The sequence below is a fragment of the Aristophania vespae genome (assembly GCF_009906835.1).
In the GTDB taxonomy this organism is placed as follows: domain Bacteria; phylum Pseudomonadota; class Alphaproteobacteria; order Acetobacterales; family Acetobacteraceae; genus Aristophania; species Aristophania vespae.
On sequence record NZ_CP047652.1, the window covers coordinates 575,418 to 602,046 of the forward strand.

The window sequence follows — 26,629 nt, forward strand, 5'->3', positions numbered from 1 at the left end:
TGTGAAGGATTTTATTGTTGCCTTATCCGGGCATCATTTCGATAAAAAACAATATCCTCTTACCCAATATCATAAATTAAAACGCCAACCTGACTGGCGACTTGCTATTGCAAATGGGTTAAGGACAATAGTTGCCATATTATTAGGGGCTTTGATATGGGAGGTTACGGCATGGAACGAAGGAGCAGCTTATCTTAGTCTGATTGCCGTTGTCTGTACTCGCTTTGCCACTTTTGATAATACTGTTTTAATTAGTCGTTTATTTTTTTACGGGGCGTTATTGGCTGTAATAGCCAGTATTATACCTGTATTTTTTATCATACCCCTTACATCAAGTTTTGTTCTTTTTGGTACGTTTGTTGGGTTTATGATGTTTTTGGGCGGGCTTGCCCTGCGTTATCCTCCTACCTCCGTAATTGCAGCGTCTTTTTCAAATTTCTTCCCCTGGGTTTTAGGGCTTGATAATCAAACACGACTGAATGAGCTAAACTGGTTTAATACGTCTGCGGTTTTGCTATTAGCTCTATGGAGCGGTGTGGTGGTTTTCCAGATAATTTTGCCGTTTTCGGCCCCTCAGGCATGGCGCACTTTAAGGCGTCATTTGGTTGGAGGGTTGAAACAGCTTATTGTCCGGTCAACGCATGTTCCTAAAATGGCCCAGATAGATTGGGTTGCAGATACGGCATCACGTATGGAGCAAGTCTTTCGCTATGCTGGGCAGCTCCCAGAACACCACTTAAATGCCATGGTGAAAGGAACCCTCTCTATTATGACCGTAGGTCGTAATCTTTTGGTGCTAGAGAATTTTGCCCAAATGGGCCGTCTGCCCCAGGAAGTTGCTCAAGAAGGTGAAAAGCTCGTACGTGAGCTTATTAAGCCTGTCTCTGATGAAAGCATAGCAGGCCCACCTTCAGCGTTGGATCTTCATTCTAGTCTTTCATATTTGCGAAAAATTCTTATAAATTCACAAAGTTTTTCAGAAAGGCGGGATATTGTTTTGGCGTTAGGGGCGCTTATTATTGTGCGTTTTGAATTTTCTGCCAGTCGCATTTTTCTGACAGAAACAGTCATATTTACCGGAAAATCAGAAGGGCTAGGCTAATATTTGGATCTCGTTAAGAAGCGAGAGCTCTGTGAGATGCTCTCGCTTTAAATAAACTTAATATTGAAATCCATTACCACGCGGGGCGACCCACCCATTTCCAGTTGCATCACCTAGTTCGCCACTTTGGGTAGGGTTACTGTCCTGGTAGGCAGTGCCAAACTTGCTAAGATCAGCTCCTGTGGTTTTGTCGCGTTGCACTTTTGCCTGGTGGTCAGGGTCTGGGCCGTTTTGAAATTCCATCGAAGGAGCTTCCTGATAACCTGGCGGTGGTGGACGGTTGCCACGGGCGCGGTAGTGCTCACCACCATGAACAGTTTGTTTTTTAATGGTTGGGCTTGCTTTTGATGACGTTCTATCCTGTTGATAGGGGGCGCTGAACTGAACTTCCTGCGCTACAGCATTAGAGCTGAGGGGAGCAGTCTGAGCGAGTCCGAGGATCAACCCAGTGGCGCTGAGTAGAGAAAGTTTATTACGGCCAATAATTAGTTTCATGATTCTTCCTGAGTGAAGAGAAAGCATAATTTGTTTTATAATTGCCTTCTAAATTAAAAGGTTCAACCCCTTTAACTTCAGGAAAAAATCTTATCTTTAGAAACTCGTAAAGAAATGTTAGCGCGTACATAATGTTTTAGGGCATAAAGGTTATGCCATTTTTTAAAATACGGGGTGGGCCCCCTGACTACATTTGGAGGAAATAATGTCCCAGGCAGATGAGTCCCTTCATCTTATACAGAAGGGATGGGCATTAAATAGCTGGCGTAATAAGCCAATTCGTCAGGCGCCTGTTTATGCAGATCAGGCTGCATTAGAGGCTGTAGAGGCGCGCCTACACCGTTATCCACCACTCGTTTTTGCAGGGGAAGCACGGCGCCTTAAAGCAAGATTAGCGCAAGCTGGACGGGGAGAGGCCTTCGTCCTGCAAGGTGGAGCCTGCGCTGAAAGTTTTAATGAATACACAGCCGATGTAGTGCGTGATACATTCCGTGTATTACTGCAAATGGCTGTTGTATTGACTTTTGGGGCCAAGGTACCAGTCATCAAAATTGGGCGTATGGCAGGGCAGTACGCCAAGCCGCGTTCTTCTGATGTTGAAAAGAAAAATGGCCTGGAGCTTCCTGCTTATCGTGGGGACATTATCAATGGGCCAGAATTTACGGCCCAGGCTCGTGAACCCGACCCAGCCCGTATGGAAACAGCTTATTTCCAGTCAGCTGGGGTAATGAATTTACTCCGGGCCTTTTCGCATGGTGGCTATGCTAATTTACACCGCGTTCATGGGTGGAACCTGGATTTTGTAGCGCGTTCACCAATGGCGGAACTTTACCAAGATTTGTCAAATCGGATTGATGAGACATTATCATTTGTTAAAGCATGCGGTCTAAATAGTGAATCAGCTCATATTGATGAAACCGAGTTTTACACATCTCATGAGGCGCTTTTACTCCCCTACGAGCAGGCACTAACGCGAATTGATAGCACATCTGGGCATTATTATGACTGCTCGGCGCATTTCCTATGGATTGGGGATCGTACACGCCAACCAGACGGGGCTCATGTTGAGTTTTTACGCGGGGTCGAAAATCCAATTGGGATCAAAGTTGGGCCTACAACCACAATTGAAGATCTTGAACTTTTATTAGAGCGCCTTAACCCTCAGGATGAAGAGGGCCGCATTACGCTCATTTCTCGTATGGGGCAGAGCAAAGTGCGGGAGTTCTTACCTCCTTTATTAGAAGCTGTTCAGCGCACAGGTCGTCATGTCACCTGGCTCTGTGACCCTATGCACGGAAATACAACGACAACTTCAACCAATGTTAAAACACGTTCTTTTGAAGATGTTTTAGCGGAGGTTATTGGATTTTTTGATGTATTTAATAAGGCTGGCTTGCGGCCCGGTGGTGTTCATTTCGAAATGACAGGCCAAAATGTTACGGAATGTATCGGAGGAGCTCATTGTCTATCAGAAAATGATCTTGGCCAGCGATATGAAACATTTTGCGACCCTCGTTTAAATGCAGAGCAGTCATTAGAAATGGCGTTTTTACTCTCTAAGGCGCTCACAGAGGCAGTTGCTACGAAATAATGACTCCATAAGGGTTTTCCAGCCTAAACGTGCGCAAAGGAACGTGTATATGACATCTCCCATACAGGAATTAGTTCAGGCAAGCGGTCCTTTGCAATCGCTGCAAGAAAAAGAAATTTACGACAGAACTGATGCTTATTTTGTAAGAACGCGAGAAATTGTTAAGCATTTTGGTGACGTTCGCGTAACTTATGCAGTCTTTATTCGGCGCCCTGTTCTTGCAGCCTATGGGTTGGCATTAAGCTGGTTGCGTAATGTTGCTAAAGCGCAGGGTTTTTCTTTTGACTGTCAGGAAAATTACGCCGAAGGAGAGTGGGTCGGAGCAGGCGAAGCTTTATTTTATCTCACTGGCCAGTTTTCTGAGCTTGTGATGTTAGAAACCCTGCTTTTACAAAAAGTCGGCTCAGCATGTGTTGCGGCATATAATGCTTATCAAATGGCAATAGCTTTACCCGAAGTTCCTTTTCTTGCCATGGAAGCACGCCATTGTGCCGGGGCAGAAATGCAGGAACTCATGGCTTATGCGGCTGCCGTAGGTTCACGCTCTGCTCAAAAAGAGGGGGCAAAAGGCTTTATAGGCAATGCTAATCACGGCACAGCTGGTTTCTTTGGCCGTGAAAAAGGGCTTGGCACTATGCCGCATGCTCTTATAGGTTATGCAGGTTCTACGCTAAGAGCGGCCGAAATGTATGTTAAAGTTTATCCAGATGAGCCTCTTGTCGTGCTTGTCGATTATTTTGGCCGTGAAATTTCAGATGCGATAGAAGTATGCCGTCATTTTCCTGAATATGCCGCCCGCGGTGATTTAAGCGTGAGAATAGACACTCACGGTGGGCGCTTTATGGAGGGTTTGACAATGGCCTCATCTTACGAAGTGCTAGAGCGTCACAATCCGGGAATCATTCGCCATTATTGCTCGGATAAAGAGCGGCAATACTTGGTAGGTATGGGAGTTTCTGCTGCCGCTATCTGGCGCATGAGAGAAGCACTGGATGAGGCAGGTTTTCCTAAAGTTAAAATCATTGTTTCATCGGGTTTTAGTATTACAAAATGCATTACGATGAAGCAGGCAAAAGCTCCAATAGATGTTGTAGGCACTGGCTCTTTTTTGCCTAAAAGCTGGTCAGAAACTTACGCTACGGCTGATATTATCGCTTATAATGATAAGCTACGTGTAAAAGTAGGCCGCGAATTTTTACATCATAAATTTTGTCAGAAGCAGGACATATGAGTACATCAGAGACAGCGCCAGCAGCTCAGGAATGGGTTGTAAAAATCATTGATCAATCCGGTGCCACAGAAGATAATATTATTGAGCAGGTTAAGGGATTTCTTGACCTCGCCCATGCCAATGCTTTTGCACGTGCTTATGTGCGCGATAGCATCGAAAGATGCCGCGTTCCGGGCGCTTCTAGTAGAGAGGTGCTGGAAAGTTGGTTCTCTTTTGGTGAAAATGCCGAAGTTATCGATGCGGGAGATGATGGCTGGAAGGCTAACTCCGAACTTGATGATTTTGTCTCATCACCTGCAACGCCGATGGAACGCGATTGGCGCAGTCTTGATCCACGTCGTTTAGTTGAGGAAGACGGGGTATTTTTTGACGATAAGACCATAAATGATCACAATGATGAGGATGATTCTGAAGTGTCAGAAATTATCCGTCATTAAAAGCTATTACAATGTCTATAAGGGTCTATAAGAAATACTCTTTTTCAAAATGTCCCTTTTGAACTTTCTTTGAATATACTGAGACCATCCTGATATGAAACTTCGTTTTGCACCTTCTCCTACAGGTTCTCTCCATGTTGGTAATGCCCGCCTGGCCGTTGCAAATTACCTTTTTGCTCGCAAGCATAAGGGAACATTCCTGCTGCGCATGGATGATACTGATACACAACGTGGTAGAAAAGAATATGAAGAGGGGATTAGACGCGACCTAAAATGGCTTGGTCTGGAATGGGACGAAAATGAGTGGCAGTCTAAAAGATTAGAGCGTTATGCCGAGGTTGTTGAAGAGCTTAAAGCATCAGGCCGCCTTTATCCCTGTTTTGAAAGTGAGCTAGAGCTTAAAATCAAGCGTGAGCAGCGTTTAAGAGCAGGTAAACCACCTATTTATGACCGTGCCATGCTCAAAATGACCCAGGAACAAAAAGAAAGGGCAGAGGCTAACGGTAAAGTCCCTTACTGGCGCTTTAAACTTACAGATAATATTCGCCACTGGCATGACCTTGTCATGGGTGATACGAGCGTTAAATTAACAGCAGTTTCGGATCCTGTTCTGATACGGGCAGATGGAAGTATTCTTTACACTTTAGCCTCTGTTATTGATGATCTTGATATGGGTGTTACTCATATTGTTCGTGGTGAAGATCATATTACCAACACGGGCGTACAATTAGATATTGCCGAAGCTCTGGGAGCTAAGCCAGATCACTTTACCTTTGCCCATTTGCCACTTTTGCTTGGTAGTGCAGGGGAAAAACTTTCAAAGCGTATTGGAGCTTTGGCTCTTTCTACATTGCGTCATGATGGTATTGAGCCGCAGGCTATTGTCGCTTATCTCGCTCGTTTAGGCACTTCTGATGACCCGGAAGTAGCTCCTATGGATGTTTTGATACGCGATTATGATCTTGGGCATGTTTCAAAATCTGCTGCACGTTTTGATATGTCTCAGCTATTAGCTCTAAATCGGCGCACTTTGCATAGCCTTCCTTTTGATGAAGTGCGTGATCGTCTTCCTCAGGGAGCAGACGAAGCCTTTTGGCTAGCTATTAGAGGCAATATTGATCTTATCTCCGAAGTTTCTCACTGGTGGGATGTTTTTCATGGTTCAATCGTCCCTCCTTCTTTGACTGAAGAGCACGAATTTCTTTCCAAAGCTAAAGATCTTCTTCCTCCAGAACCATGGGATGAAACTTTCTGGAAAACATGGATTGGTAGCCTCAAGGCCGAAACAGGTCGTAAGGGTAAAACCCTGTTTATGCCTTTACGCTTGGCCTTAACGGGTGAAGATGCTGGCCCTGAATTAGCTCATATCATGCAGGTAATGGGGCGCGCTAAAGTTATTCAGCGCCTTGAAGATGCTCTTAATAGCTAGGACGATTGTCAGACAAGTTACTCAGTAAAAATAAAAAAAGCGCCTTTGTGAAAAGGCGCTTTTTTTATTAAGAAGTTTTTCGCAGACTACCAGACTACCAGACTACCAGACTACCAGACTACCAGACTACCAGACTACCAGACTACCAGACTACCAGACTACCAGACTACCAGACTACCAGACTACCAGACTACCAGACTACCAGACTACCAGACTACCAGACTACCAGACTACCAGACTACCAGACTACCAGACTACCAGACTACCAGACTACCAAATTTATTGATCCTGCCGCCCATGGGCCAAGGCCCTTACGACTCCATGAAGGGTACGGAGCTCCTGCTCAGTCACTTCTCCACGGGCAAAAAGATGTCTGATATTACGTACCATGCCCGGCTTCTTTTGTTCATTACGTAAAAAACCTGTTTTTTCCAAATCATGAACAAGGTGATTCACAAAGTTTGTGACTTCCCCTTTTGTCGCAACATGAGTCTCATTTGTCATAAGTGAGCGCTCAGGGGTTTGGTCGTGGGTTAAATACCATTCATAAGCCATGACGAGCACAGCTTGGGCAAGGTTGAGCGACATAAAATCGGGGTTAAGAGGGTAGCGAATGAGCGTGTCAGCACGCGCCATGTCCTCATTATCCAAACCTGCTCTTTCAGGACCAAATAAAATACCTGCTTTTAAGCGACGCTGGCTTACGGCACGTAGCTCTGTAGCGGCTCCACGGGCTGTCAAAAGTGGTTTTATGATATGACGAGGGCGTGGGCAGGTCGCAAAAACACGATGAAGATCGGCAACAGCCTCATCAACCGTATCAAAAACCTTTGCTTCTTCTAAAATACGGTCAGCCCCAGAAGAAGCAAACCAGGCTCGCTCTTGTGGCCAGCCATCACGGGGCGCTACCAACCTAAGGTGAAACAGCCCCCCATTAGCCATCGCACGGGCAGTCGTGCCGATATTAACAGCTAATTGAGGGCGCACGAGGATGATAACGGGGTCAAAAGGACCTAAAGGAGCAATGTCAGCTCCACCATCGCGTCCGGTCATGCTTTATCCTTTACGCCACGTTGTGCCATGGGGGCCATCTTCTAATAAAATACCTTGCTCTGCCAGAGCATTGCGAATGGCGTCAGCTTTGGCAAAATTCTTGTTTTTCTTTGCGTCTAAACGTTCGGCAATGTGGTTTTCAATAATTTCTGGGGAGAGAGACACATCACCTTGAAACCATTCACTAGGTGTTTGGTTGAAAAGCCCAAGAAGTTTGCCGCTATTATAAAGCTCATTTGCAGCATTCTGGTCACCTCCAATAGCGAGATCAGCAAGCCTATGGAGGTCAGATAAAGCGAGAGATGTGTTAAGGTCGTCGCACAGGGCTTTAAGTAATGGAGCTGAAAGAGCGTTACTATTTTTAATAGGGGGTGTTTTCTCTAGGGCTCGGTAAAAGCGATCAAGAGTTTTCTTGGCCTCTTCAAGTTTTTCCCAGGAAAAATCAAGTGTCGAGCGGTAGTGGGATCCAAGATATAGAAGGCGTAATGCTTCTGCTGGTGAATGCTCGAGGGCTTCTCTAATTGTATGGAAATTGCCTAGTGATTTAGACATTTTCTCTCCATTAGAGAGTAACATTCCCACATGCACCCAGTAGCGTGCAAAATCACCATGAGGGTGAGAGCATAAAGATTGTGCTCTTTCATTTTCATGGTGAGGAAAGAGCAGATCATTACCCCCCCCATGAATATCAAAGCTCTCACCCAAATAATGATAGGCCATTGCTGAACATTCTATATGCCAGCCCGGTCTGCCACGTCCATAGGGGCTTTCCCATCCTGGTTCTGATGGGGCAGATGGTTTCCAAAGAACAAAATCACCAGGATCACGTTTATAAGGGGCAACCTCAACACGAGCACCAGCACGCATGTCATCTAATGAGCGCCCTGATAAATTGCCATAACTCTCAAAAGAATGGACATCAAAAAGAACATGTCCTTCAGCCTCGTAAGCATGGCCTTTTTCGAGAAGTTCGCCAATCATGACGAGCATATCATCAATATGGGCTGTGGCGCGGGGTTCTATATCAGGAGGCAGAATGGAAAGTTCCTGCAAATCCTTGTGAAAATCTGTAGTTGTTCTATTTGTAAGGCAGGCAATATCCTCACCTAATGTTTCAGCCCTTTTTATGATTTTATCATCAATATCAGTTATATTACGGACATAGGTAACATTTTTGTAAAGCGTTCTAAGAACACGGACTAATATATCCGCACAGAGCATGGCTCTAAGATTTCCAAGATGAACCCGGTCATAGACAGTAGGGCCACAGAAATAAAGACGAACATTTTCCCGATCCAGAGGAACGAATTCTTCTAGAGTGCGGCTGTGGCTATTATAAAGATAGAGCGTAGGGATTGGGTTTTGTTGATTCATAAGCTGTTCAATGCGCCAGAGATGCGTTTAGTGCAACAGACTTCATACATCAAAACATTTGTTTTGTATAAGAAGCGCGTTATGAGAGAATAATGAACTTGCAGACCTCATCAAATCCGAATCAAATTCCTTATAGCAAACATGCATCATCTCTGATTCGTGTAGGATTGCCGCTAGCTCTTTCTCAACTTTCAGAAATGGCTATGGGAGTCACCGACACAATTCTTTTAGGTGGCTTAAGTGTCAGTGCCGTAGCCATAGGCGGTATTGCTAATAATTTCTTTTTTTCAACAATGGTGATTTTTCAGTCTCTTTTGGGAGGGGTGGGCGTTATGCTCGCTCATTCACGAGGGGCACAGGATCACGGCCACGAAATCTCTCATGATGGGCGTAGCGTCATGAGTGCAGGGTTTATTCTATCGCTCTTTGCTTTTGTGCCGTGTTTGCTTATTTTATTATGTTCGTCATGGCTGTTTAGCATCATTGATGAGCCTACTGAAGTGATGACGAACAGCACACATTTTATCAATATTTTACTTTATTCCCTCTTCCCACAAATAGCTATTGTAGGCTTGTTTCGTGTTGCCCTTCCTTCTTTGGGGGCCGAATCATTGCTTTTATGGATCATGCCAGCTATGGCCCTGTGCAATGGCATAATGAATGCAGCGCTCATTCATGGGTGGTTTGGCTTTCCAGCTTATGGGCTTTTTGGTTCTGCTCATGCAACAAGCCTGACAGGGTGGGCAATTGCCTTAGCAATGGTCTTTTTATGTTGGCGCCGCCCCGAAGTGCGCTATGTGATGCACCCTGTAGCGGTAAAATTATCGGTTTTTAAAGAGTTGCTGCGTCTGGGGATACCCATGATGGCTGCCACAGCAGCTGAGCTGCTTATGTTTCAAATAACAACTTTAAGGGCAGGGACTTTAGGCACGCAGAGCTTGGCTGCCCACCAAGTGGCCCTGAATACAGCTTCGCTCTTATTTATGGTGAGTTTAGCAATTGGGCAGGCGGTCAATGTTCGGGTGGCTTACTGGCGTGGGGCCGGAAAAATGCCTCAGTCACGACGGTCAGCTGTTACAGCTATGGGGTTAGTGTTTATTTGGACAGCTCTCTCAGGCGCAGTTCTTATTTTCTTTCCTCAATATATTGTGGATCTGTTCTTCTCAGGAGCTCCAGCATCGCCTGAGACTGTGACTATGACCATTACCCTGCTTAAAATCGCCGGTATTTTCCAAATGGTTGATGGTTTTCAGACTGTTTTTGGTGGAGCTTTGCGTGGCTGCGGAGATGTTTATGGCCCTATGCTCATTACAGTTTGCAGCTATGGTGTTGTTGGAATTGGGTTAGGGGAATGGTTGGCCTTTCATCATCATGATGGTGTGGCCGGTTTATGGATTGGTCTTGCTGTAGGGCTAGGTGTGGCAGCCCTTGCTTTAGGGGCAAGGACTTACCGTATTATGCACCGTCCTATTTAATGAGCGGCAGAGCGTTTCATCAGATACATTGCGACCAGGTAAATCAGGAGACCACCGGCTGAAAGTAGGGCTCCACCCCAACCTACTGAGCCAAGGCCAAAGCCAGATTCAATAAGCTGAGCAGCAATCCAGGGACCTAAGGCATTAGCCATGTTAAAGGCTGAGTGATTGAGGGCAGCAGCTAACGTCTGGGCCTCACCAGCCACGTCCATAAGACGTGTTTGCAAAGCGGGGCTCAACATGATGCAGGCAGCAGGAAGCAAAAAGCAGAATATAAGGGCCAACCAGGCGTAAGGTAGGGTAAGCCAAAAGCCGATCATAAAAATGATGCTCGCTATAAGGGCTATTAGAACTGTTTTATTAAGGTTGCGGTCCACCATAATGCTGCCAAAGGCATTACCAGCAACCAGACCCAGCCCATAAATCACCTGATAAATGGAAATGATCCAATGGTTGAGGTGGGTTACTTCAGCCAAGGCTGAAGTAAGGAAGGTATAAACGCCGAATAATCCCCCAAAACCAATAGCCCCTGTTAAAAGAGTAAGCCAAACCTGCCCGCTTTTAAGAGCATTAAGTTCAGAAAGAGGGTTAATATCAGGGTGTGGTTTGTCTTTGGGAATGTAATAAAGCACGCTGAGAATGCAAATAAATCCCAGAAAGGCGATAAATCCGTAAATGATACGCCATGAAACATATTGCGAAGCTACACCAAAAGCAGGCGCTCCAATAAGGGTAGAAAGCATTATGCCAGAGAAAACAAACCCAATGGCCCGACCGCGATGTGCATGATCAACAAGTGATGCGCCAATGAGGGCGGCAATGCCAAAAAAAGCGCCGTGAGGTAGCCCCGTAATAAAGCGCATTGCTTCAATATAAGGAAGTTGGGTGCATAATATAGTTGCAATATTGCCAATGATAAAAAGACATAATAGGGCCAGTACCATAGAGCGACGGGATAATTTTGCCCCTGCAACGGCAAGTACAGGGGCGCCAATAACCACTCCCAAAGCATAGCTTGATATAACAGGTGTAGCCTGCTCAATGGTTAGATTGAGAGAATGAGCAAAGGCAGGCAAAATGCTCATAATACCAAATTCGCCAGCTCCGACAGCAAATGTGCCTATAGCCAGCGCAGTTAAAGCTGGCTTGACGCCATGAAGAGGACGTACGCGCTCTACCGCATCATGTGTAATTGCAGCGTCCATAATTAAAATAGTCCAGTATGGAAAAAATGAAAAAGATAGATAATCGACGCTTACAAGAGAGGATCTTATCTGCCAAGAGTAAAGATAAAAATGAAGATAACTTGACAAAATAACCTTACTGCTGTAACCGCCCATCTATTGCTGGGAAAGTGGGTGTCTCGGCGGTTTTAGCGTAGATAGACTGTGTATCTGCACTTTAACTGTAGCGTGATATTCCGTTCTCCTCCGATGAGGGAGGAGAAACTACCAGCGCAACAAAATGATGTGCCTCTGCACAGTTTAGGGCATATCTGATCGAGAATTAGGGATAACCTATGTCTAAACGTCTCGCCAGTAAGTATAAAATTAACCGTCGCCTTGGTGTTAACCTTTGGGGTCGTGCAAAATCTCCAGTTAACCGTCGTGAATATGGCCCAGGTCAGCACGGTCAGCGCCGCCGCTCAAAACCATCTGACTATTCTGTTCAGTTAATGGGTAAGCAAAAGCTTAAAGGCTATTACGGTAATATCAGCGAGAAGCAATTCCGTCGTTATTATGATGAAGCTGTTCGTCGTAAAGGTGATACATCTGAGAACATGATCGGCCTTCTTGAGCGCCGTCTTGATGCTGTTGTTTATCGCCTGAAATTTGCAATTACGCCATTTGCTGCACGTCAGTTCATCAATCATGGTCATATTCTTGTTAATGGCAAACGCGTTAACATTCCTTCCTACCTTCTAAAAGAAGGTGACGTTGTTGAAGTGCGCGAAAAATCCAAGCAACTGGCCATCGTGCTTGATGCTGTTCAAAGCGCAGAACGTGATACACCAGACTATCTGGAAGTTGATCATCGTCAGATGAAAGGTACATTCATTCGCGTACCTCAGCTTTCTGACGTTCCTTATCCTGTTCAGATGGAACCAAACCTGGTCGTCGAGTATTACTCCCGTTAATATCGGTTTTTATCGATTACCGGTTTATTTGGCTACGGGACGCCGGACGGGATTTATCCGTCCGGCGTTTTTCGTTTTAAGTTTTTTTCATTGTAGGCCTTCATGTCTGACCAATCTCATCCAACTGATATAACGCGTGAAATTTCAAGACGGCGGACATTTGCAATCATCTCCCACCCTGATGCTGGTAAAACAACACTGACAGAGCGCATTTTGCGTGCTGGTGGGGCTATTCAAATGGCAGGTAATGTGCGCGCCAAAGGCGAGCGCCGTCGTACACGTTCTGACTGGATGGGTATTGAACGTGACCGTGGTATTTCAGTTGTGACATCGGTCATGACCTTTAATTATGGCGGTTGCGTATTTAATTTGCTTGATACCCCAGGCCATGAAGACTTCTCGGAAGATACATACCGCACTCTTACGGCTGTTGATTGTGCCGTGATGGTTATTGATGCCGCTAAAGGTATTGAGGCACGCACCCGGAAGCTTTTTGAAATTTGCCGCCTGCGTGACATTCCTATTGTGACATTTATCAATAAAATGGACCGTGAAGCGCAGGATTGTTTTGCTCTTCTCGACGAAATTTCGAGCACGCTGGCTTTGGATGTTTCACCAGCAACATGGCCAGTTGGTCGTGCCGCCAAATTTATTGGCACATATGACATTCGCACAAAAAAACTTCACACAAAGGAGCCTTTGCCTGAAGGTGATCCACGCCGTGTAGAATTAGAAGAAGAATGTGCTTTAGCAGAGGGGGTTTTACCAGCCTTTGACAAAGACTCATTTGATGAGGGGCATTTAACGCCTGTTTTCTTTGGTTCTGCCATGAAAGAAATTGGCGTTACCGATCTTCTTGATGCCCTTGTTGCTTATGGTCCACCACCTCGTGCACAGCAAACTGAAACGAGAGAAGTGCGGGCAGATGAGGAAAAAGTCACGGCCTTAATTTTTAAAATTCAAGCCAATATGGATCCTAATCACCGTGATCGTATGGCGTTTGCACGGGTGTGTTCTGGGCGCCTGACACGCGGTATGAAGCTTAAACATGTGCGTATCAACAAACAATTTGCACTTCACACACCTCAATTTTTCTTTGCTCAAGACCGGCAATTAGTGGAAGAGGCTTTCGGTGGTGATGTTGTTGGTATCCCAAACCACGGCACTCTACGTATTGGTGACACGCTCACAGAAGGTGAGGATTTACGTTTTACAGGTGTGCCTTATTTTGCTCCTGAAATATTAAGGCGTGTGCGTTTGGATGATGCTATGAAAGCTAAAAAGTTACGTCAGGCTCTTGTGGAGTTGGCCGAGGAAGGTGTTGTTCAGCTTTTCCGGCCCCAGGATGGGGCTCCACCAATTGTGGGTGTTGTAGGGACATTGCAGCTTGATGTGCTTCAGTCTCGTCTGGGTGCTGAATATAACGTGCCTGTAGGGTTCGATAGTACGCCCTTTAATTTGGCTCGCTGGGTGACTGGGGATAAAACTGCACTTGAAGACTTTGCGTCTCTTAACCGCACAGCCATGGCTGATGATGTGGATGGCGACCCGGTCTTTTTAGCCAGCTCTTCTTTTATGATGAGCCGCGCTGCCGAGCAAAACCCTAAACTTAATTTTCATGACATTAAGCAAATAGGGTTGGCAGGAGAATAAGACCTATAATGGGTCTAACTTGATAGAGACAGGGCAGTGGTCACTTAAACGCTTTGTGTCTCTATCAAGTTGATAGGTCATTACGCGTAAACTATCAGGCACGAGCCATTTTTGTGCTTTGCCACCAAGAATAATATGATCAATAAAGCGTGACCCGCCCTGACAGGGACTAGCTAGGCCGGCTGTGACAAGTGTTAGGGGTGCGTCCTCTCTCAAAGAGATAAAGGCCGGATCTTGCAGAGTAAAACGGCGGTTGAAATCACCTAAAATAGCGTAAGGAACAGCTTCATCTTCACGCTCTAAAATCCAGTTTTCCAAAATAGAAAATTGCTGTGCAAGGATAGGGCAGGAATGTTTTTTCTCTGTTAAGCGGCGCGCCCAACATCCTGTTTTTAAATGCACAATCAGCAAGCGTAAACTTTGATTATCCCAATGGAGGGTAATGTCCAGGCCTGTTCTTAGGGCGTGTTTCGCACCTGGAGGCGCAACGTTAAGGGCCGTTACTTCAGGATTTACGGTAAATGAAATTGGCTTTTTAATAACCAAACCGACACGCTGCACTATAGGTTCTGATGAAAGAACAATATTATATTGTGCAGGATCAAATATTTTTTCTAATGCCTCTTTCGTCTCTACTTCTTCTACAGCGATGACATCGCTATCGAGATGAGTGGCATAAAATTTTAAGCGTGAAAAATCTTGTTCGGAACGAAATGGAATATCGTCAGGAACATTTAAGTCACCGCGATGGCGTAAAGTGAGCCACTCTAAATTCCATGTTGTTAATTTCAAAGGGTGGGCAAAAGAGGGATATGCCCACCCCAATATGCTTAAAACAAGAAAGCAAAATCGGAAAATAAGCACTATTCTTTAGAATTTTTCCGCGTTTTAAGGATTTTAAGCATTTCTTTTGATGGAATGAATTTACCAGTATCTTCATCAATAACGGAAATTTTTCCGTTTTTAATATCGTAATACCAACCTTCAATGCTCACTTCATTGCGTGACAAAGCTTTGGCAACGGCTGGATGAGTTTTAAGATGGGTCAATTGAAGCAAAATATTCGCTTCAGTCAGAGACTGCACATCTTTGGGGCCAGCATCTTCGGCACGTAAATCACTAAATTGCGCCCGTGCCGCTTCGGCACTCATAAGCCAGCGTCGCACTGTGGGCATCGTATTTAGTTTTTCGCTATTAAGGTCTAATAGCGCATGCATGGCGCCGCAGTTCGAATGCCCACAAATAATAATGTTCTTAACTTTAAGAATGCCAAGAGCATATTCTATGGCAGAAGAAACACCACCTACCATTTCGCCATAAGCAGGCACGATATTGCCGACATTACGAATAATAAAAAGTTCACCAGGTTCAGTCTGGGTAATCATCCCTGGGCTGATACGACTGTCTGCACATGTGATAAAAAGGACAGGAGGAGACTGATCGTAAGCAAGGCTCTGAAAAAGATCTTTATTCTGAGGATAAACTTCATCCTCAAACTTACAAACTCCTTCAAGAACTTCTATGAGAGAATTTTTATTAAAAGCCATGTATAGTTCCTCTATCAGAGTGTTTTCACTTGCTTAAAGGATGCAATCCTTCACAGGCTTTTAAAACTATGCGCGGAAACAGATAAATAAACACCTTAAATTTTTGTAAGGCATTGTTATTTAAGGCGCTTTACAGAACTTTTTTGCCTCTAAAGCGCCCCTAATATCTAGGCCTGTTTCAATTTTTCGCGGATCATATCAAAGACAGCATTTTCTGCTGTTTCTGTGCCGCCAGCCTGTGCCATGTTGGGGCGACCGCCGCCACCTTTTCCGCCCATTAGAGGCGATGCTTCCCTGACTAAATCGACGGCATTAATACGATCAGTCAGGTCAGGTGATATGGCAATAATTAGACTGCCGCGATCATTAGCATTTGAAAGAAGCGCAATAACACCACTTTTAACTTGTTTGAGAAGTGTTTCAGCTAACCCTTTGAGATCACGAGGATTAATGTCGCCTAATAAACGACCCATAAATTTTATATTATTGATTTCTTCCAAAGCTTCTGACGCATTAGCCATTACGAGCTTTTGTTGTAATGAAGAAATCTGATTATTAAGAAGCTTGCGCTCTTCTAACAGGGACTCAAGCTTTTGGGGCAATTTTGCTGGCGTTACTTTTAGAAGATCAGAAACTTGCTGCAATAAAGCTTCATTTGAATGAGCAACATCCTCAGCAGCCTTACCACATACAGCCTCAATGCGTCTTACACCCGATGAAATTCCCGTTTCTGAAAGAATACGAAAAAGTCCGATTTCACCCAAACGCTTTACGTGCGTGCCACCACAAAGTTCAATAGAGTAAGCAGAACGTTTCTCATCTCCATCTCCCATTGTAACAACGCGTACTTCGTCGCCGTACTTTTCTCCAAATAGTGCCATAGCTCCTTCAGCAACAGCCTGCTCTTTGGTTAAAAGCCGGGTTTTGACTTCACTATTAGCACGTATCAGGGCATTGACTTCCTGCTCAACAGTGTGAATTTCTTCAGCTGTTAAAGGACGTGGTTGGCTAATATCAAAACGCAAACGGTCAGGTGAATTTAAACTTCCCTTTTGCGTAACATGCTCACCAATTTGGCGCCTAAGGGCTTCATGTAATAAGTGCGTAGCTGAGTGATGAGCGCGCGTTTGTGAACGACGGTCATGGTCAATATCTGCATGTACGGTCATGCCGGGTTTAAGTATGCCCTGGACAACCTTACCGTAATGTACAATGAGATCACCGTTTTTCTTTTGAGTATCGGTAATCTCCACTAACAAATTATCAGCTTTTAATGTGCCATGATCCCCAACCTGACCGCCACTTTCACCATAAAAAGGTGTTTGGTTAAGGACTATGGCAACATCTGTGCCTTCAGGGGCTTCAGCAAGTTCATTTTGGCCGTTAAAAACCGCCTGTACCTCGGCTTCAGCACTTTCAGAGACGTACCCTAAAAATTCGCTGGCACCGAAACGATCACGGGCATCAAACCATATGGTTTCAACATCTGTATCTCCAGAGCCAACCCAGGCAGCGCGAGCACGCTTGCGCTGCTCAGCCATAGCGGCTTCAAACCCTTTTTCATCAACACCGTGGCCACGTTCGCGGAGCACATCCTGTGTCAAATCTAGGGGGAAACCATAGGTATCATACAGTTTAAAGGCGACATCGCCAGCCAGAATTCCCTTATCAGAAAGACGTGAAGCTTCGTCATCAAGCAGGGCAAGGCCTCGTGTTAGAAGAGCAGCAAAGCGTTCTTCTTCACCGCGGATAGTTTCTGTAATAAGGGCTTTATGTTGAGCAAGCTCGGGATAGGCATTACCCATCTGCCCAATCAGGGCGGGTAATAGGCGATAAAATACCGGTTCTCTTGCGCCCATTATATGAAGATGTCGCATGGCTCGGCGCATTATGCGGCGCAACACATAACCACGACCTTCTCTTGAGGGGAGAACGCCATCAGCAATCAGGAATGCTGTAGAGCGTAAATGGTCAGCAACCACGCGGTGGCTTGTTTTAAAACTCCCATCAGCATCTTGGTTTAAGATGTCGGCTGATGCTTCTATTAAAGCGCGCAGCGTATCAGTGTCGTAATTGTCACGCTTGCCTTGCATCACAGCGGCGAAGCGTTCTAATCCCATTCCTGTATCAATTGAAGGACGAGGAAGATTTGTGCGTTCGCCAGAACTTTGCTCGAAATATTGCATGAAAACCAAGTTCCAGATTTCAACAAATCTGTCACCATCTTCATCCGGGCTTCCAGGAGGGCCACCTGCTACTTCTGGGCCGTGGTCATAAAATATTTCGGAGCAGGGGCCGCAGGGGCCAGTATCTCCCATACGCCAGAAATTATCTGATGTAGAAATACGTATGATTTTATCGTCGGAAAAGCCTGCAATTTTTTTCCAAAGCGTAGCGGCTTCTTCGTCTTCTGCATAAACTGTAGCAAGGAGCTTGTCTTTAGAAAGACCAAAATTTTTCGTAAGCAGGTTCCAGGCAAACTCAATAGCCTCAGCCTTAAAATAATCACCAAAGCTGAAATTGCCCATCATCTCAAAAAAAGTATGATGTCGGGCTGTATAACCTACATTATCAAGGTCATTATGCTTACCACCGGCACGCACAACCTTTTGAGCTGTTGTAGCTCTTTTATAAGGGCGCGTTTCCTGGCCCGTAAATATGTTTTTAAAGGGCACCATACCTGCATTCGTAAAAAGCAGAGTAGGGTCATTTTGCGGAACTAATGAGGCTGAAGGCAGAATCTGGTGCCCTTCAGCGGCAAAATGATCAAGGAAAGCGGAGCGAATGTCGTTCGTGCTGGTCATGGGCTTGTATTTCTGGTTCCAGACATAGAGGTGAAATTTCCTATGTTCCTAACTGATTGTTACGGTCTTGGAAATGGAAACGGCACTGAGTTGGAAAATGAGGTTTATATTTAATAGAGAAAAGCTGGTATTTTCAAAGATTTTACAAAAATTTATGGTTTATTTGTAGCAAAAAATACACAACGTCGCGTTAGTAAAAAATTAGCTATCATCCCACCTAATGCCCCGCAAAAGAGAATTAACAAAGTCTCGTTTCTCATATGGGGTACATAATGGTGCAAGATAAGTGTAATACCCCGGTTTATAAAAAAACCTGGTATATTTGCTAAAATAAAGCGTACCCACTGAAAAGCTGGTTTTTGGCTGTCTCGTGAGCTTTTTCGGAAGGTCCAAATTCGGTTTAAGCACCAATTCCATGAGGCAGACGTAAAATAGGCGCACAAAACTGCAATATGAAAGGGGCTAAATTCTAGGCATAAATTTAGTGTTAACCAGTCAATTAAAAGACCGGTTGTTCCTACAAGACCAAAGCGAAAAAATTCTGTCAAAAAAGCCCAGTTCATGGGCGTTTATGTCATTCATTTCCTTGGTGATCAACACATAAAAAAGGGTATCTCTATCTCTAGAGACACCCTTTTTTGTGAACTAGAAGTCTGAGGAGATTATTTTAGAATGATCTCGACGCGACGGTTCTGAGGCTCACGAGTGTTAGGAGCTGTAGCTACGAGCGGATGAGCTTCACCATAACCGTGAATATTGATCGCTGTAGCAGGGACGCCATCACGTACGAGCTCAGCTTTTACGCTGTTAGCACGACGGAGGGATAGACCCATGTTGTATTTCTGACCACGTGGACCAGGATGAGCAGCGGAGTTATCGGTGTAGCCGTTAACTTCGATGCGTGTTGTCTGGACGTGAGTAGAAGCCTGAGCTGCCTGAGCTACGATCTCACGAGCGCGTGGTGTGAGGTTAGCTTTATCCCAGTCGAAGAAGACGAGATATGTGCGAGCAGGCGTTCTCTGAGGAGGAACGACAACATGTGCTGGTGGAGGAGGTGGTGGTGGTGCATTATCAAAGGCATAACGCAGACCGAGGATGAACTGGTGCTGGTAACGCGTGCCAGTTTTGACCTTGTTGCCTTTAATGTCTTTGTATGTGCCGATATTAACACCGGACTCGCTGCCTGTTTGTGTCAGGAAGCGGTATTGTGTTGTAACAGCAAGACCTGGAACACCTGGGATGTCATATGCTGCACCGACGATTGCCTGTGCTGCAAAGCCACCGCCTGTGCGTGACATTGAGTTTTGTCCGCCTGGAACGTCATGATGCAGACGGTATTTTTCCCACATATAACCAGCACCGATACCAACGAACGGTGTGACAGGGACATCAATGCCGAACTGAGCAAGATCAATGTCATAAAGAACATTGATTAATCCGCCATAGCCCTGGTTTGAGCCTCTTGTATAACCTCTTGGTGAGCCGTTTTTGCCACCAAAGATTTTGTTATATGACTGAGCATAAACACCTTCGACTTCAAGACGAAGGCCGTTGCCAAAGCCCCAACCAGCAGACAGGAAGCCTGTGTAGCCATCAAGCTGATGCTGACGCCCTGTGTTGCCTGTCGCAGGGGTTGTCATGCGCTGATGCTGAGTAAGGTTGTAACCAGCCCCTAAGTCGATGTATGGGCCTGTGATTGTGCTAGCCAAAGCAAGCGATGGTGCCGCAACCATCGACGTCACGGCGAGAAGTGCAGTGCGTATACGCATTTCTTACTCGTCCTTATTATGAATTATTCATAATTTGTTCACCACATATAACCAGCATATCATAATGCCTTAAAGGGTGACCAACTAGCCTCTTTCTTAAAGTAAACAGTTTATTAGTCAAAGGATATTTTTGAAGTCCCTGCCTATCTACCAAGATGTTGTTGCATAAAAGGCACGCATCGATTTTCATGCTTATAAGTATTACAAACCTTGCTTATTACAGCTGTGGCCTTACTCGTGCAGGTCAATAAGTTTTGGAAGTAAATTGATTTATCACACATAAAAAAGGGTATCTCTATCTCTAGAGACACCCTTTTTTGTGAACTAGAAGTCTGAGGAGATTATTTTAGAATGATCTCGACGCGACGGTTCTGAGGCTCACGAGTGTTAGGAGCTGTAGCTACGAGCGGATGAGCTTCACCATAACCGTGAATATTGATCGCTGTAGCAGGGACGCCATCACGTACGAGCTCAGCTTTTACGCTGTTAGCACGACGGAGGGATAGACCCATGTTGTATTTCTGACCACGTGGACCAGGATGAGCAGCGGAGTTATCGGTGTAGCCGTTAACTTCGATGCGTGTTGTCTGGACGTGAGTAGAAGCCTGAGCTGCCTGAGCTACGATCTCACGAGCGCGTGGTGTGAGGTTAGCTTTATCCCAGTCGAAGAAGACGAGATATGTGCGAGCAGGCGTTCTCTGAGGAGGAACGACAACATGTGCTGGTGGAGGAGGTGGTGGTGGTGCATTATCAAAGGCATAACGCAGACCGAGGATGAACTGGTGCTGGTAACGCGTGCCAGTTTTGACCTTGTTGCCTTTAATGTCTTTGTATGTGCCGATATTAACACCGGACTCGCTGCCTGTTTGTGTCAGGAAGCGGTATTGTGTTGTAACAGCAAGACCTGGAACACCTGGGATGTCATATGCTGCACCGACGATTGCCTGTGCTGCAAAGCCACCGCCTGTGCGTGACATTGAGTTTTGTCCGCCTGGAACGTCATGATGCAGACGGTATTTTTCCCACATATAACCAGCACCGATACCAACGAACGGTGTGACAGGGACATCAATGCCGAACTGAGCAAGATCAATGTCATAAAGAACATTGATTAATCCGCCATAGCCCTGGTTTGAGCCTCTTGTATAACCTCTTGGTGAGCCGTTTTTGCCACCAAAGATTTTGTTATATGACTGAGCATAAACACCTTCGACTTCAAGACGAAGGCCGTTGCCAAAGCCCCAACCAGCAGACAGGAAGCCTGTGTAGCCATCAAGCTGATGCTGACGCCCTGTGTTGCCTGTCGCAGGGGTTGTCATGCGCTGATGCTGAGTAAGGTTGTAACCAGCCCCTAAGTCGATGTATGGGCCTGTGATTGTGCTAGCCAAAGCAAGCGATGGTGCCGCAACCATCGACGTCACGGCGAGAAGTGCAGTGCGTATACGCATTTCTTACTCGTCCTTATTGATAAAAGACTAAAACTTAAGTCAAAGGTTCCGGGCTTTATTGCAAATTCACGACCCGGCACGCATCACCAGCAATAGCGGGTAAAAAGTAAATATTTTCTAGCTAAACAAATATTTCTTTGGATTTAAAACTTAGAAGACAGCCACATGTTACATAAAAGACACAGTTTGTAACATGTGATCATGCATTTTCTGACCCTATTATTACCTTAGTCGACGCAGCCTTCTTCCAGGTAAAGCTCCCTGACCAGGGTCTGATCAACATCTCTACACGTAAAGGCCTGACCAATACCATGTAGTAATATGAAACTTAGCTTTCCGTCGCGCATTTTTTTGTCATGTGCCATGTGATTAAGAAGAGTTTTTGCACTTAATGTTGCGGGAAGTTCGCTGATTTTTGAGGACATAGCTAGAGTTTTTAGATGGCTATCTAGGCGTTTTAGATCATCTTTTTGTGCCAGACCCATTTTGACAGAAAGAGAGAGGGCCAGGTGAAGGCCAATGGAAACAGCCTCTCCGTGCAAAAGGCGACCGTCATAATGAAACTCTGCTTCAAGAGCATGGGCAAAACTATGACCAAGATTGAGTAAGGCTCTTCCTCCCTGATGAGCCTGTTCACGCTCATCAGCGCAAACTATCTGTGCTTTAAAGCTACAGGCTCTTTTTACGGCTTCTGTCAAAATGGCTGTATTTCCGTCTAGCAGATCGGCGCCATTAATTTCACACCAGGAAAAAAGTTCAGGATCCGATATTAGGCCAGCTTTAAGAATTTCAGCATATCCGGCAATGAGCTGGCGTCTAGGAAGCGTTTTGAGAGTTGAGATATCAGCAAGAACAATTTGAGGTTGCCAAAAAGCACCGACCAAATTCTTGCCGGCTTTTGTGTTAATGCCTGTTTTGCCGCCTACAGAGCTATCAACTTGAGATAATAAAGTTGTTGGAATTTGGATAAAATTAATTCCTCGCATGGCTGTTGCTGCCACAAAGCCAGCCAAATCACCAACGACACCACCACCCAAGGCAATAATGGTTGTACCGCGTTCAATCCCCAGAGCCAGAACATCTTCCATAACGCGTTGATAGGTTGAAAAAGATTTACTCTCTTCTCCAGGTGAGACGCAAATGACATCAAGCCTTATCTCGCTTTCAGCAAAAGAGTCTCTGGCCGTTGCGAGATGAAGTTCAGCTACGTTGGAATCGGTAATGATGATGGCATGCTTATTTTTTAAATGAGGACGGATGTAAAAAGCTGCTTTTTTTAATAAGTTAGGCCCAATGATAACTTCATAGTGATGAGAGGGAAGAGTGACGGCAACCTTTTGGACGGGGTTAACGGACTCAAGAGCGGTGGTTAATTTCTTCACAGCTTCATCCACGGTTTCATCTCCAAAAGTAATAACAATATCAGCTTGTGCATAAAGCGGATGGCGTTTGGTTGCGAGGCGTTTGAGCGTATCATGTAAATTTCCCTCACGAAGTAAGGGTCGTTTTGCTCTGCTGTGGGTAAGGCGTGCATGTAAGGTTGTTAGCGGAACATGAAGCCATATTGTGCAGGCGTGAGGTGTTTTTCTTATAAGATCGCGTGTGCGTTTATCCATCCATGCACCGCCACCTGTTGCCAGGACACATGCTTCTTCTTTCATAAGGCGTGAAATAACCTTATGCTCACCTTCACGAAAATGGGCCTCTCCATGCTTTGAAAATATTTCTGCTATGGAACATCCTGCCGCCTTCTCGATTTCAGCATCAAGATCAATAAATTTTGTCCCTAAAACCTGAGCTAATTTGCGACCCAGAGTCGTTTTGCCAGCGCCCATATGGCCAATTAAGACGATGATACATGGCGATACTGGCATGAAGGCAGTCCCTGATATAAAAGAAAAACTTAATATAAAACTTATCTATCATGAAGCATCAAAGAAGCCATAATTTTGTTATCAGGGTTTTATTAATGTTCTAACGGCCATAAACGAGGCTGAATTAATATGATTCAGTCGGTGTTGTAATGGTTAAAAATAATATGAGGGCGTTTAAATGCAGCGGTCATCAAAATTGGTTTTTACGTTTTTGGGTCTTATCATTATAGCAGGCTTGGGCGGTGCAGCTGCTTACTTGGGTACAGCAAGACCACCTGCACCAACCATGACTCATCATGTTTTAGCAAAACCTCATCAATCAAGCACACCGTCAGGACTGCCTGATTTGCCTTTTCCCAAACCGTAAGACTCGTTCATGAAGAAAGATTTGCCGCCTTCTTCAGAAGCACTCATTGAAGCTTTTCTTGAAATGTTTGCTTCAGAAAGGGGGCGGCTCTGAAAACGCGCCTTGCTTACAAAGCTGATTTGGAAAATTTTGCCTGTTGGCTGTCACCGCGCTCAGTATCAGATGGGCGACGCAAAGATATTCGTGATTATTTAACGCAGCAGGGCAGTGAAGGATTAACCGTGCGGTCATTAGCGCGGCGTTTATCGAGTTTGAGGCAGTTTTATCGCTTTTTACTTCAGGAAGAGGTTATAAAAGATGATCCAACTTCTGATCACCCTGGGTTTCGGTATAAAAGCGGTTTACCTCATCCATTGACTGAAGAAGAAGTAAAACGTCTTATTGAAGTTGGTACGTGTCATCATGATGATCCAAGGCGCGATAAAGTTTCAAAAGCTGCTTTGGAGCTTCTCTATACCACTGGGTTACGTATTTCAGAGCTTTTAGGTTTGTCAGCAAAGGCTGTGCAGCGTGATGGCCCTATGTTGCTTGTTAGGGGAAAAGGGGGGAGAGAAAGACTAGTTCCTTTCTCCGAAGCTGCACGGGATGCAGCAATAGAGCTTGTAAATTATGACGCTGTTTTAGATAGTCCTTGGCTTTTCCCTGGAAGAGATCCGAGGCGACCTTTAACACGTCAGGGGTTTGACCGTATTTTATATGCTTGTGCTTTAAAGGCAGATATAGATCCCAAAAGGGTAAGCCCTCATGTTTTGCGGCATTCTTTTGCAACACATCTGCTCAATCGCGGCGCTGATTTACGAGCTTTGCAAGTGCTTTTGGGTCATGTGGATATTGCCACGACACAAATTTATACTCAGGTCATGAGCGAACGGCTTAAGGAAATTGTGAATAATTACCATCCTTTGGCGGTGTCGTAATTTGTGGCGTTTAAGAGTCACAAGTCACAAATTTTATGTCTCTTTAAAAATTAGGACTGTTTCTTGAGCGATGGCCATGCTATCGCGCAATCTATGCGCCAGTTTCTAGATTTTGAGAAATCAGTCGCCGAGCTTGAAACAAAGATCGACGAATTACGTCAAATGGGTCGTCGCGATGATGGCTTCGGCTTAGATGGTTTGAATATTGATGAGGAGATTGCTCGTCTGTCAGACAAGGCAGATAAGCAGCTCCGTAATTTATATGGCAAACTAACACCGCTGCAAAAAGTGCAGGTGGCACGCCACGCCCAGCGTCCGCATGCACTTGACTATATTTCAGCCTTGACCACTGATTTTACGCCATTGGCTGGGGATCGTGTTTTTGGAGACGATCAAGCCATGGTTGGTGGCCTTGCCCGTTTTCGGGGGCAGTCAGTTGTCGTGATCGGGACTGAAAGAGGGTCTGATACCGAAAGTCGGCTAAAACATAATTTTGGTATGGCCCGGCCAGAAGGTTACCGTAAGGCACAGCGCCTGATGGAGCTTGCAGCTCGCTTTGGTTTGCCTGTTTTAACCTTTGTGGATACAGCAGGGGCCTGGCCTGGGATTGATGCCGAAGCCCGCGGACAGGCTGAGGCTATAGCACGCTCTATTGACGTTTCATTGCAATTGCGTGTGCCGGTTATTGCAACAGTGATTGGAGAAGGTGGCTCTGGCGGGGCCATTGCTATTGCTTCGGCCGATCGTGTTTTTATGCTTGAGCATGCAATATATTCGGTTATCTCCCCTGAGGCAGCCGCGTCAATTTTATGGCGTGATCCTAAATTAGCACCCGCAGCGGCAGAAGCGTTAAAATTAACGGCCCAGGATCTTAAAAAGTTAGATCTGGTTGATAATATCGTTGCTGAACCAGCAGGAGGAGCACAGCGCCAGCCTGAGCTCGTTATGGAACGGGTTGGGGATTTGATCGAAGCAGAATTGCCCACTCTTTTGGCACTAACTCCTGAAGCGTTATTGGAAAAAAGACGTCAGCGTTATCTCGCTATGACGAGGCCGAAATAACGCTTTTCAAAAAGATAAAACTTATTACGGGTCACCCTCAAAAGGGGTGGCCTTTATATTTTGTAAAATCAGTTTAATTCTTTTTCCTGCTTCCTGAACAGATTGAGCATCATATCCTTTAGCGACTAATGCGACTCCTTTTTTCTCTCCTTTTTCGAAGGGATAAGAGCCAAGATCGAGCGTAGGATATTCTTCCTGTAATTTTGTTAGAGGCTCAGCGATGGAGCTTTCATAAACATTAAATCCATACCAGGATAGGGATTGTAGGGGTTTCCCTTTAGGGAGGCGCGGTACAAGCCAATTAACCATGGAATGAAAAATACTCGGCACGCCAGCCATGACGTAAATATTTTTGATAGAAAAGCCTGGAGCTACAGAAATATCGCTTTTAATTGGTTCTGCCCCCTGGGGAAACCAGGCCATACGTTGTCGCGCTTTATTAAAACTTCCCGGCTCAAAACATTTTTCAAGAAGAGTGAAGGTTTCTTCGTGGCATGTAAGAGGCAAGCCTAAAGCATCAGCGATAGAGCTACTTGTAATATCGTCGTGAGTGGGGCCGATACCGCCGCTCGTAAATATGAAGTCAAAGCGTGTACGGCACTCATTCAGCGTGCTGATAATACGCTCTCTTATGTCTGGGATAGTACGGGTTTCCTCAAGTTTAATGCCCTGGCAATTTAAGGCATGTGCGAGCACCACTGTATTGGCATCCTGTGTACGCCCAGAAAGTATCTCGTTGCCAATGACAATAAAACAGGCAGTTTGCGGAGCCATGAGCTTATCCCACTATCATTATTTTTAAACAATCAATCTAGTGTAAGCTTAGTTTATGTAAGATGAAACTCCATACCAGTTTTGAAGAGT

General features: G+C 45.3%; 22 protein-coding genes and 1 pseudogene. 11 read left to right on the plus strand and 12 right to left on the minus strand.

Annotated features, from left to right (window positions below; all coding sequences use genetic code 11):
* Position 1 precedes the first annotated feature (1 nt).
* Positions 2-1,102, plus strand: coding sequence for an FUSC family protein (locus tag GT348_RS02570; RefSeq protein ID WP_160618384.1), 1,101 nt, complete (start codon positions 2-4; stop codon positions 1,100-1,102).
* A 57-nt stretch (positions 1,103-1,159) separates the two neighbouring features.
* Here GT348_RS02570 and GT348_RS09160 read toward each other — a convergent pair whose 3' ends face one another.
* Positions 1,160-1,597, minus strand: a complete 438-nt coding sequence (locus GT348_RS09160; RefSeq protein ID WP_201740059.1) for a hypothetical protein — start codon at positions 1,595-1,597, stop codon at positions 1,160-1,162.
* A 205-nt stretch (positions 1,598-1,802) separates the two neighbouring features.
* Here GT348_RS09160 and GT348_RS02580 point away from each other — a divergent pair, with 205 nt between their 5' ends.
* The 4 genes from GT348_RS02580 to gltX all read left to right on the plus strand — a co-directional run bounded on the left by GT348_RS02580 (position 1,803) and on the right by gltX (position 6,285).
* Entirely contained in the window at positions 1,803-3,188 is a 1,386-nt protein-coding gene (locus GT348_RS02580; protein WP_160618385.1) for a class II 3-deoxy-7-phosphoheptulonate synthase, read from the plus strand.
* Positions 3,189-3,237: 49 nt separating this feature from the next.
* On the plus strand, positions 3,238-4,419 hold the full coding sequence (locus tag GT348_RS02585) for a nicotinate phosphoribosyltransferase (RefSeq protein ID WP_160618386.1): 1,182 nt from the start codon (positions 3,238-3,240) through the stop codon (positions 4,417-4,419).
* Positions 4,416-4,856: a hypothetical protein gene (locus GT348_RS02590; protein WP_160618387.1), complete on the plus strand. Its 441-nt coding sequence runs from the start codon at positions 4,416-4,418 to the stop codon at positions 4,854-4,856. The genes GT348_RS02585 and GT348_RS02590 overlap by 4 nt, the downstream gene beginning before the upstream one ends.
* Positions 4,857-4,950: 94 nt before the next feature.
* Positions 4,951-6,285, plus strand: a complete 1,335-nt coding sequence (gltX, locus tag GT348_RS02595; RefSeq protein ID WP_160618388.1) for a glutamate--tRNA ligase — start codon at positions 4,951-4,953, stop codon at positions 6,283-6,285.
* A 279-nt stretch (positions 6,286-6,564) separates the two neighbouring features.
* Here gltX and GT348_RS02600 read toward each other — a convergent pair whose 3' ends face one another.
* Both GT348_RS02600 and cysS read right to left on the minus strand, forming a co-directional pair.
* Entirely contained in the window at positions 6,565-7,338 is a 774-nt protein-coding gene (locus GT348_RS02600; RefSeq protein ID WP_160618389.1) for an RNA methyltransferase, read from the minus strand.
* Between the two features lie 3 nt (positions 7,339-7,341).
* On the minus strand, positions 7,342-8,712 hold the full coding sequence (cysS, locus tag GT348_RS02605; RefSeq protein ID WP_160618390.1) for a cysteine--tRNA ligase: 1,371 nt from the start codon (positions 8,710-8,712) through the stop codon (positions 7,342-7,344).
* A gap of 92 nt (positions 8,713-8,804) precedes the next feature.
* On the opposite strand from cysS, the gene GT348_RS02610 reads away from it, so the two are divergent.
* The gene (locus tag GT348_RS02610; RefSeq protein ID WP_160618391.1) at positions 8,805-10,187 is read left to right on the plus strand and encodes an MATE family efflux transporter; all 1,383 of its coding nucleotides are present in this window, start codon (positions 8,805-8,807) and stop codon (positions 10,185-10,187) included.
* Here GT348_RS02610 and GT348_RS02615 read toward each other — a convergent pair.
* Complete coding sequence (locus GT348_RS02615; RefSeq protein WP_160618392.1) at positions 10,184-11,392, minus strand: MFS transporter; 1,209 nt, start codon at positions 11,390-11,392, stop codon at positions 10,184-10,186. The genes GT348_RS02610 and GT348_RS02615 overlap by 4 nt on opposite strands.
* 314 nt (positions 11,393-11,706) lie before the next feature.
* Here GT348_RS02615 and rpsD point away from each other — a divergent pair, with 314 nt between their 5' ends.
* Positions 11,707-12,324 (plus strand): 30S ribosomal protein S4, encoded by a 618-nt coding sequence (gene rpsD / locus GT348_RS02620; protein WP_160618393.1) that lies wholly within the window; start codon positions 11,707-11,709, stop codon positions 12,322-12,324.
* 102 nt (positions 12,325-12,426) lie between these two features.
* Positions 12,427-13,977, plus strand: a complete 1,551-nt coding sequence (locus tag GT348_RS02625; RefSeq protein WP_160618394.1) for a peptide chain release factor 3 — start codon at positions 12,427-12,429, stop codon at positions 13,975-13,977.
* Positions 13,978-13,980: 3 nt separating this feature from the next.
* Here the strand turns inward: GT348_RS02625 and GT348_RS02630 are convergent, their stop codons facing one another.
* From GT348_RS02630 to aroB, 7 genes are all read right to left on the minus strand, one after another.
* A complete protein-coding gene (locus tag GT348_RS02630) occupies positions 13,981-14,802 on the minus strand; it encodes an exonuclease/endonuclease/phosphatase family protein (protein ID WP_236646559.1) in 822 nt (273 codons plus the stop codon).
* 38 nt (positions 14,803-14,840) lie between these two features.
* On the minus strand, positions 14,841-15,524 hold the full coding sequence (locus GT348_RS02635) for a carbonic anhydrase (protein WP_160618395.1): 684 nt from the start codon (positions 15,522-15,524) through the stop codon (positions 14,841-14,843).
* A 167-nt stretch (positions 15,525-15,691) separates the two neighbouring features.
* Complete coding sequence (gene alaS / locus GT348_RS02640; RefSeq protein ID WP_160618396.1) at positions 15,692-18,328, minus strand: alanine--tRNA ligase; 2,637 nt, start codon at positions 18,326-18,328, stop codon at positions 15,692-15,694.
* 152 nt (positions 18,329-18,480) lie between these two features.
* Entirely contained in the window at positions 18,481-18,891 is a 411-nt protein-coding gene (locus GT348_RS02645; protein ID WP_160618397.1) for a GtrA family protein, read from the minus strand.
* 99 nt (positions 18,892-18,990) lie between these two features.
* The gene (locus GT348_RS02650) at positions 18,991-20,097 is read right to left on the minus strand and encodes an OmpA family protein (RefSeq protein WP_160618398.1); all 1,107 of its coding nucleotides are present in this window, start codon (positions 20,095-20,097) and stop codon (positions 18,991-18,993) included.
* A gap of 341 nt (positions 20,098-20,438) precedes the next feature.
* A complete protein-coding gene (locus GT348_RS02655; RefSeq protein WP_160618398.1) occupies positions 20,439-21,545 on the minus strand; it encodes an OmpA family protein in 1,107 nt (368 codons plus the stop codon).
* Positions 21,546-21,772: 227 nt separating this feature from the next.
* Entirely contained in the window at positions 21,773-23,419 is a 1,647-nt protein-coding gene (aroB, locus tag GT348_RS02660) for a 3-dehydroquinate synthase (protein ID WP_160618399.1), read from the minus strand.
* Positions 23,420-23,597: 178 nt separating this feature from the next.
* Here aroB and GT348_RS02665 point away from each other — a divergent pair, with 178 nt between their 5' ends.
* The 3 genes and pseudogenes from GT348_RS02665 to GT348_RS02675 all read left to right on the plus strand — a co-directional run bounded on the left by GT348_RS02665 (position 23,598) and on the right by GT348_RS02675 (position 25,765).
* A complete protein-coding gene (locus tag GT348_RS02665) occupies positions 23,598-23,786 on the plus strand; it encodes a hypothetical protein (protein ID WP_160618400.1) in 189 nt (62 codons plus the stop codon).
* A gap of 9 nt (positions 23,787-23,795) precedes the next feature.
* Positions 23,796-24,703, plus strand: a pseudogene (locus GT348_RS02670) (tyrosine recombinase).
* A 93-nt stretch (positions 24,704-24,796) separates the two neighbouring features.
* Entirely contained in the window at positions 24,797-25,765 is a 969-nt protein-coding gene (locus tag GT348_RS02675) for an acetyl-CoA carboxylase carboxyltransferase subunit alpha (protein ID WP_160619415.1), read from the plus strand.
* Positions 25,766-25,789: 24 nt separating this feature from the next.
* Here the strand turns inward: GT348_RS02675 and GT348_RS02680 are convergent, their stop codons facing one another.
* Complete coding sequence (locus tag GT348_RS02680; RefSeq protein ID WP_160618401.1) at positions 25,790-26,539, minus strand: competence/damage-inducible protein A; 750 nt, start codon at positions 26,537-26,539, stop codon at positions 25,790-25,792.
* Positions 26,540-26,629 lie beyond the last annotated feature (90 nt).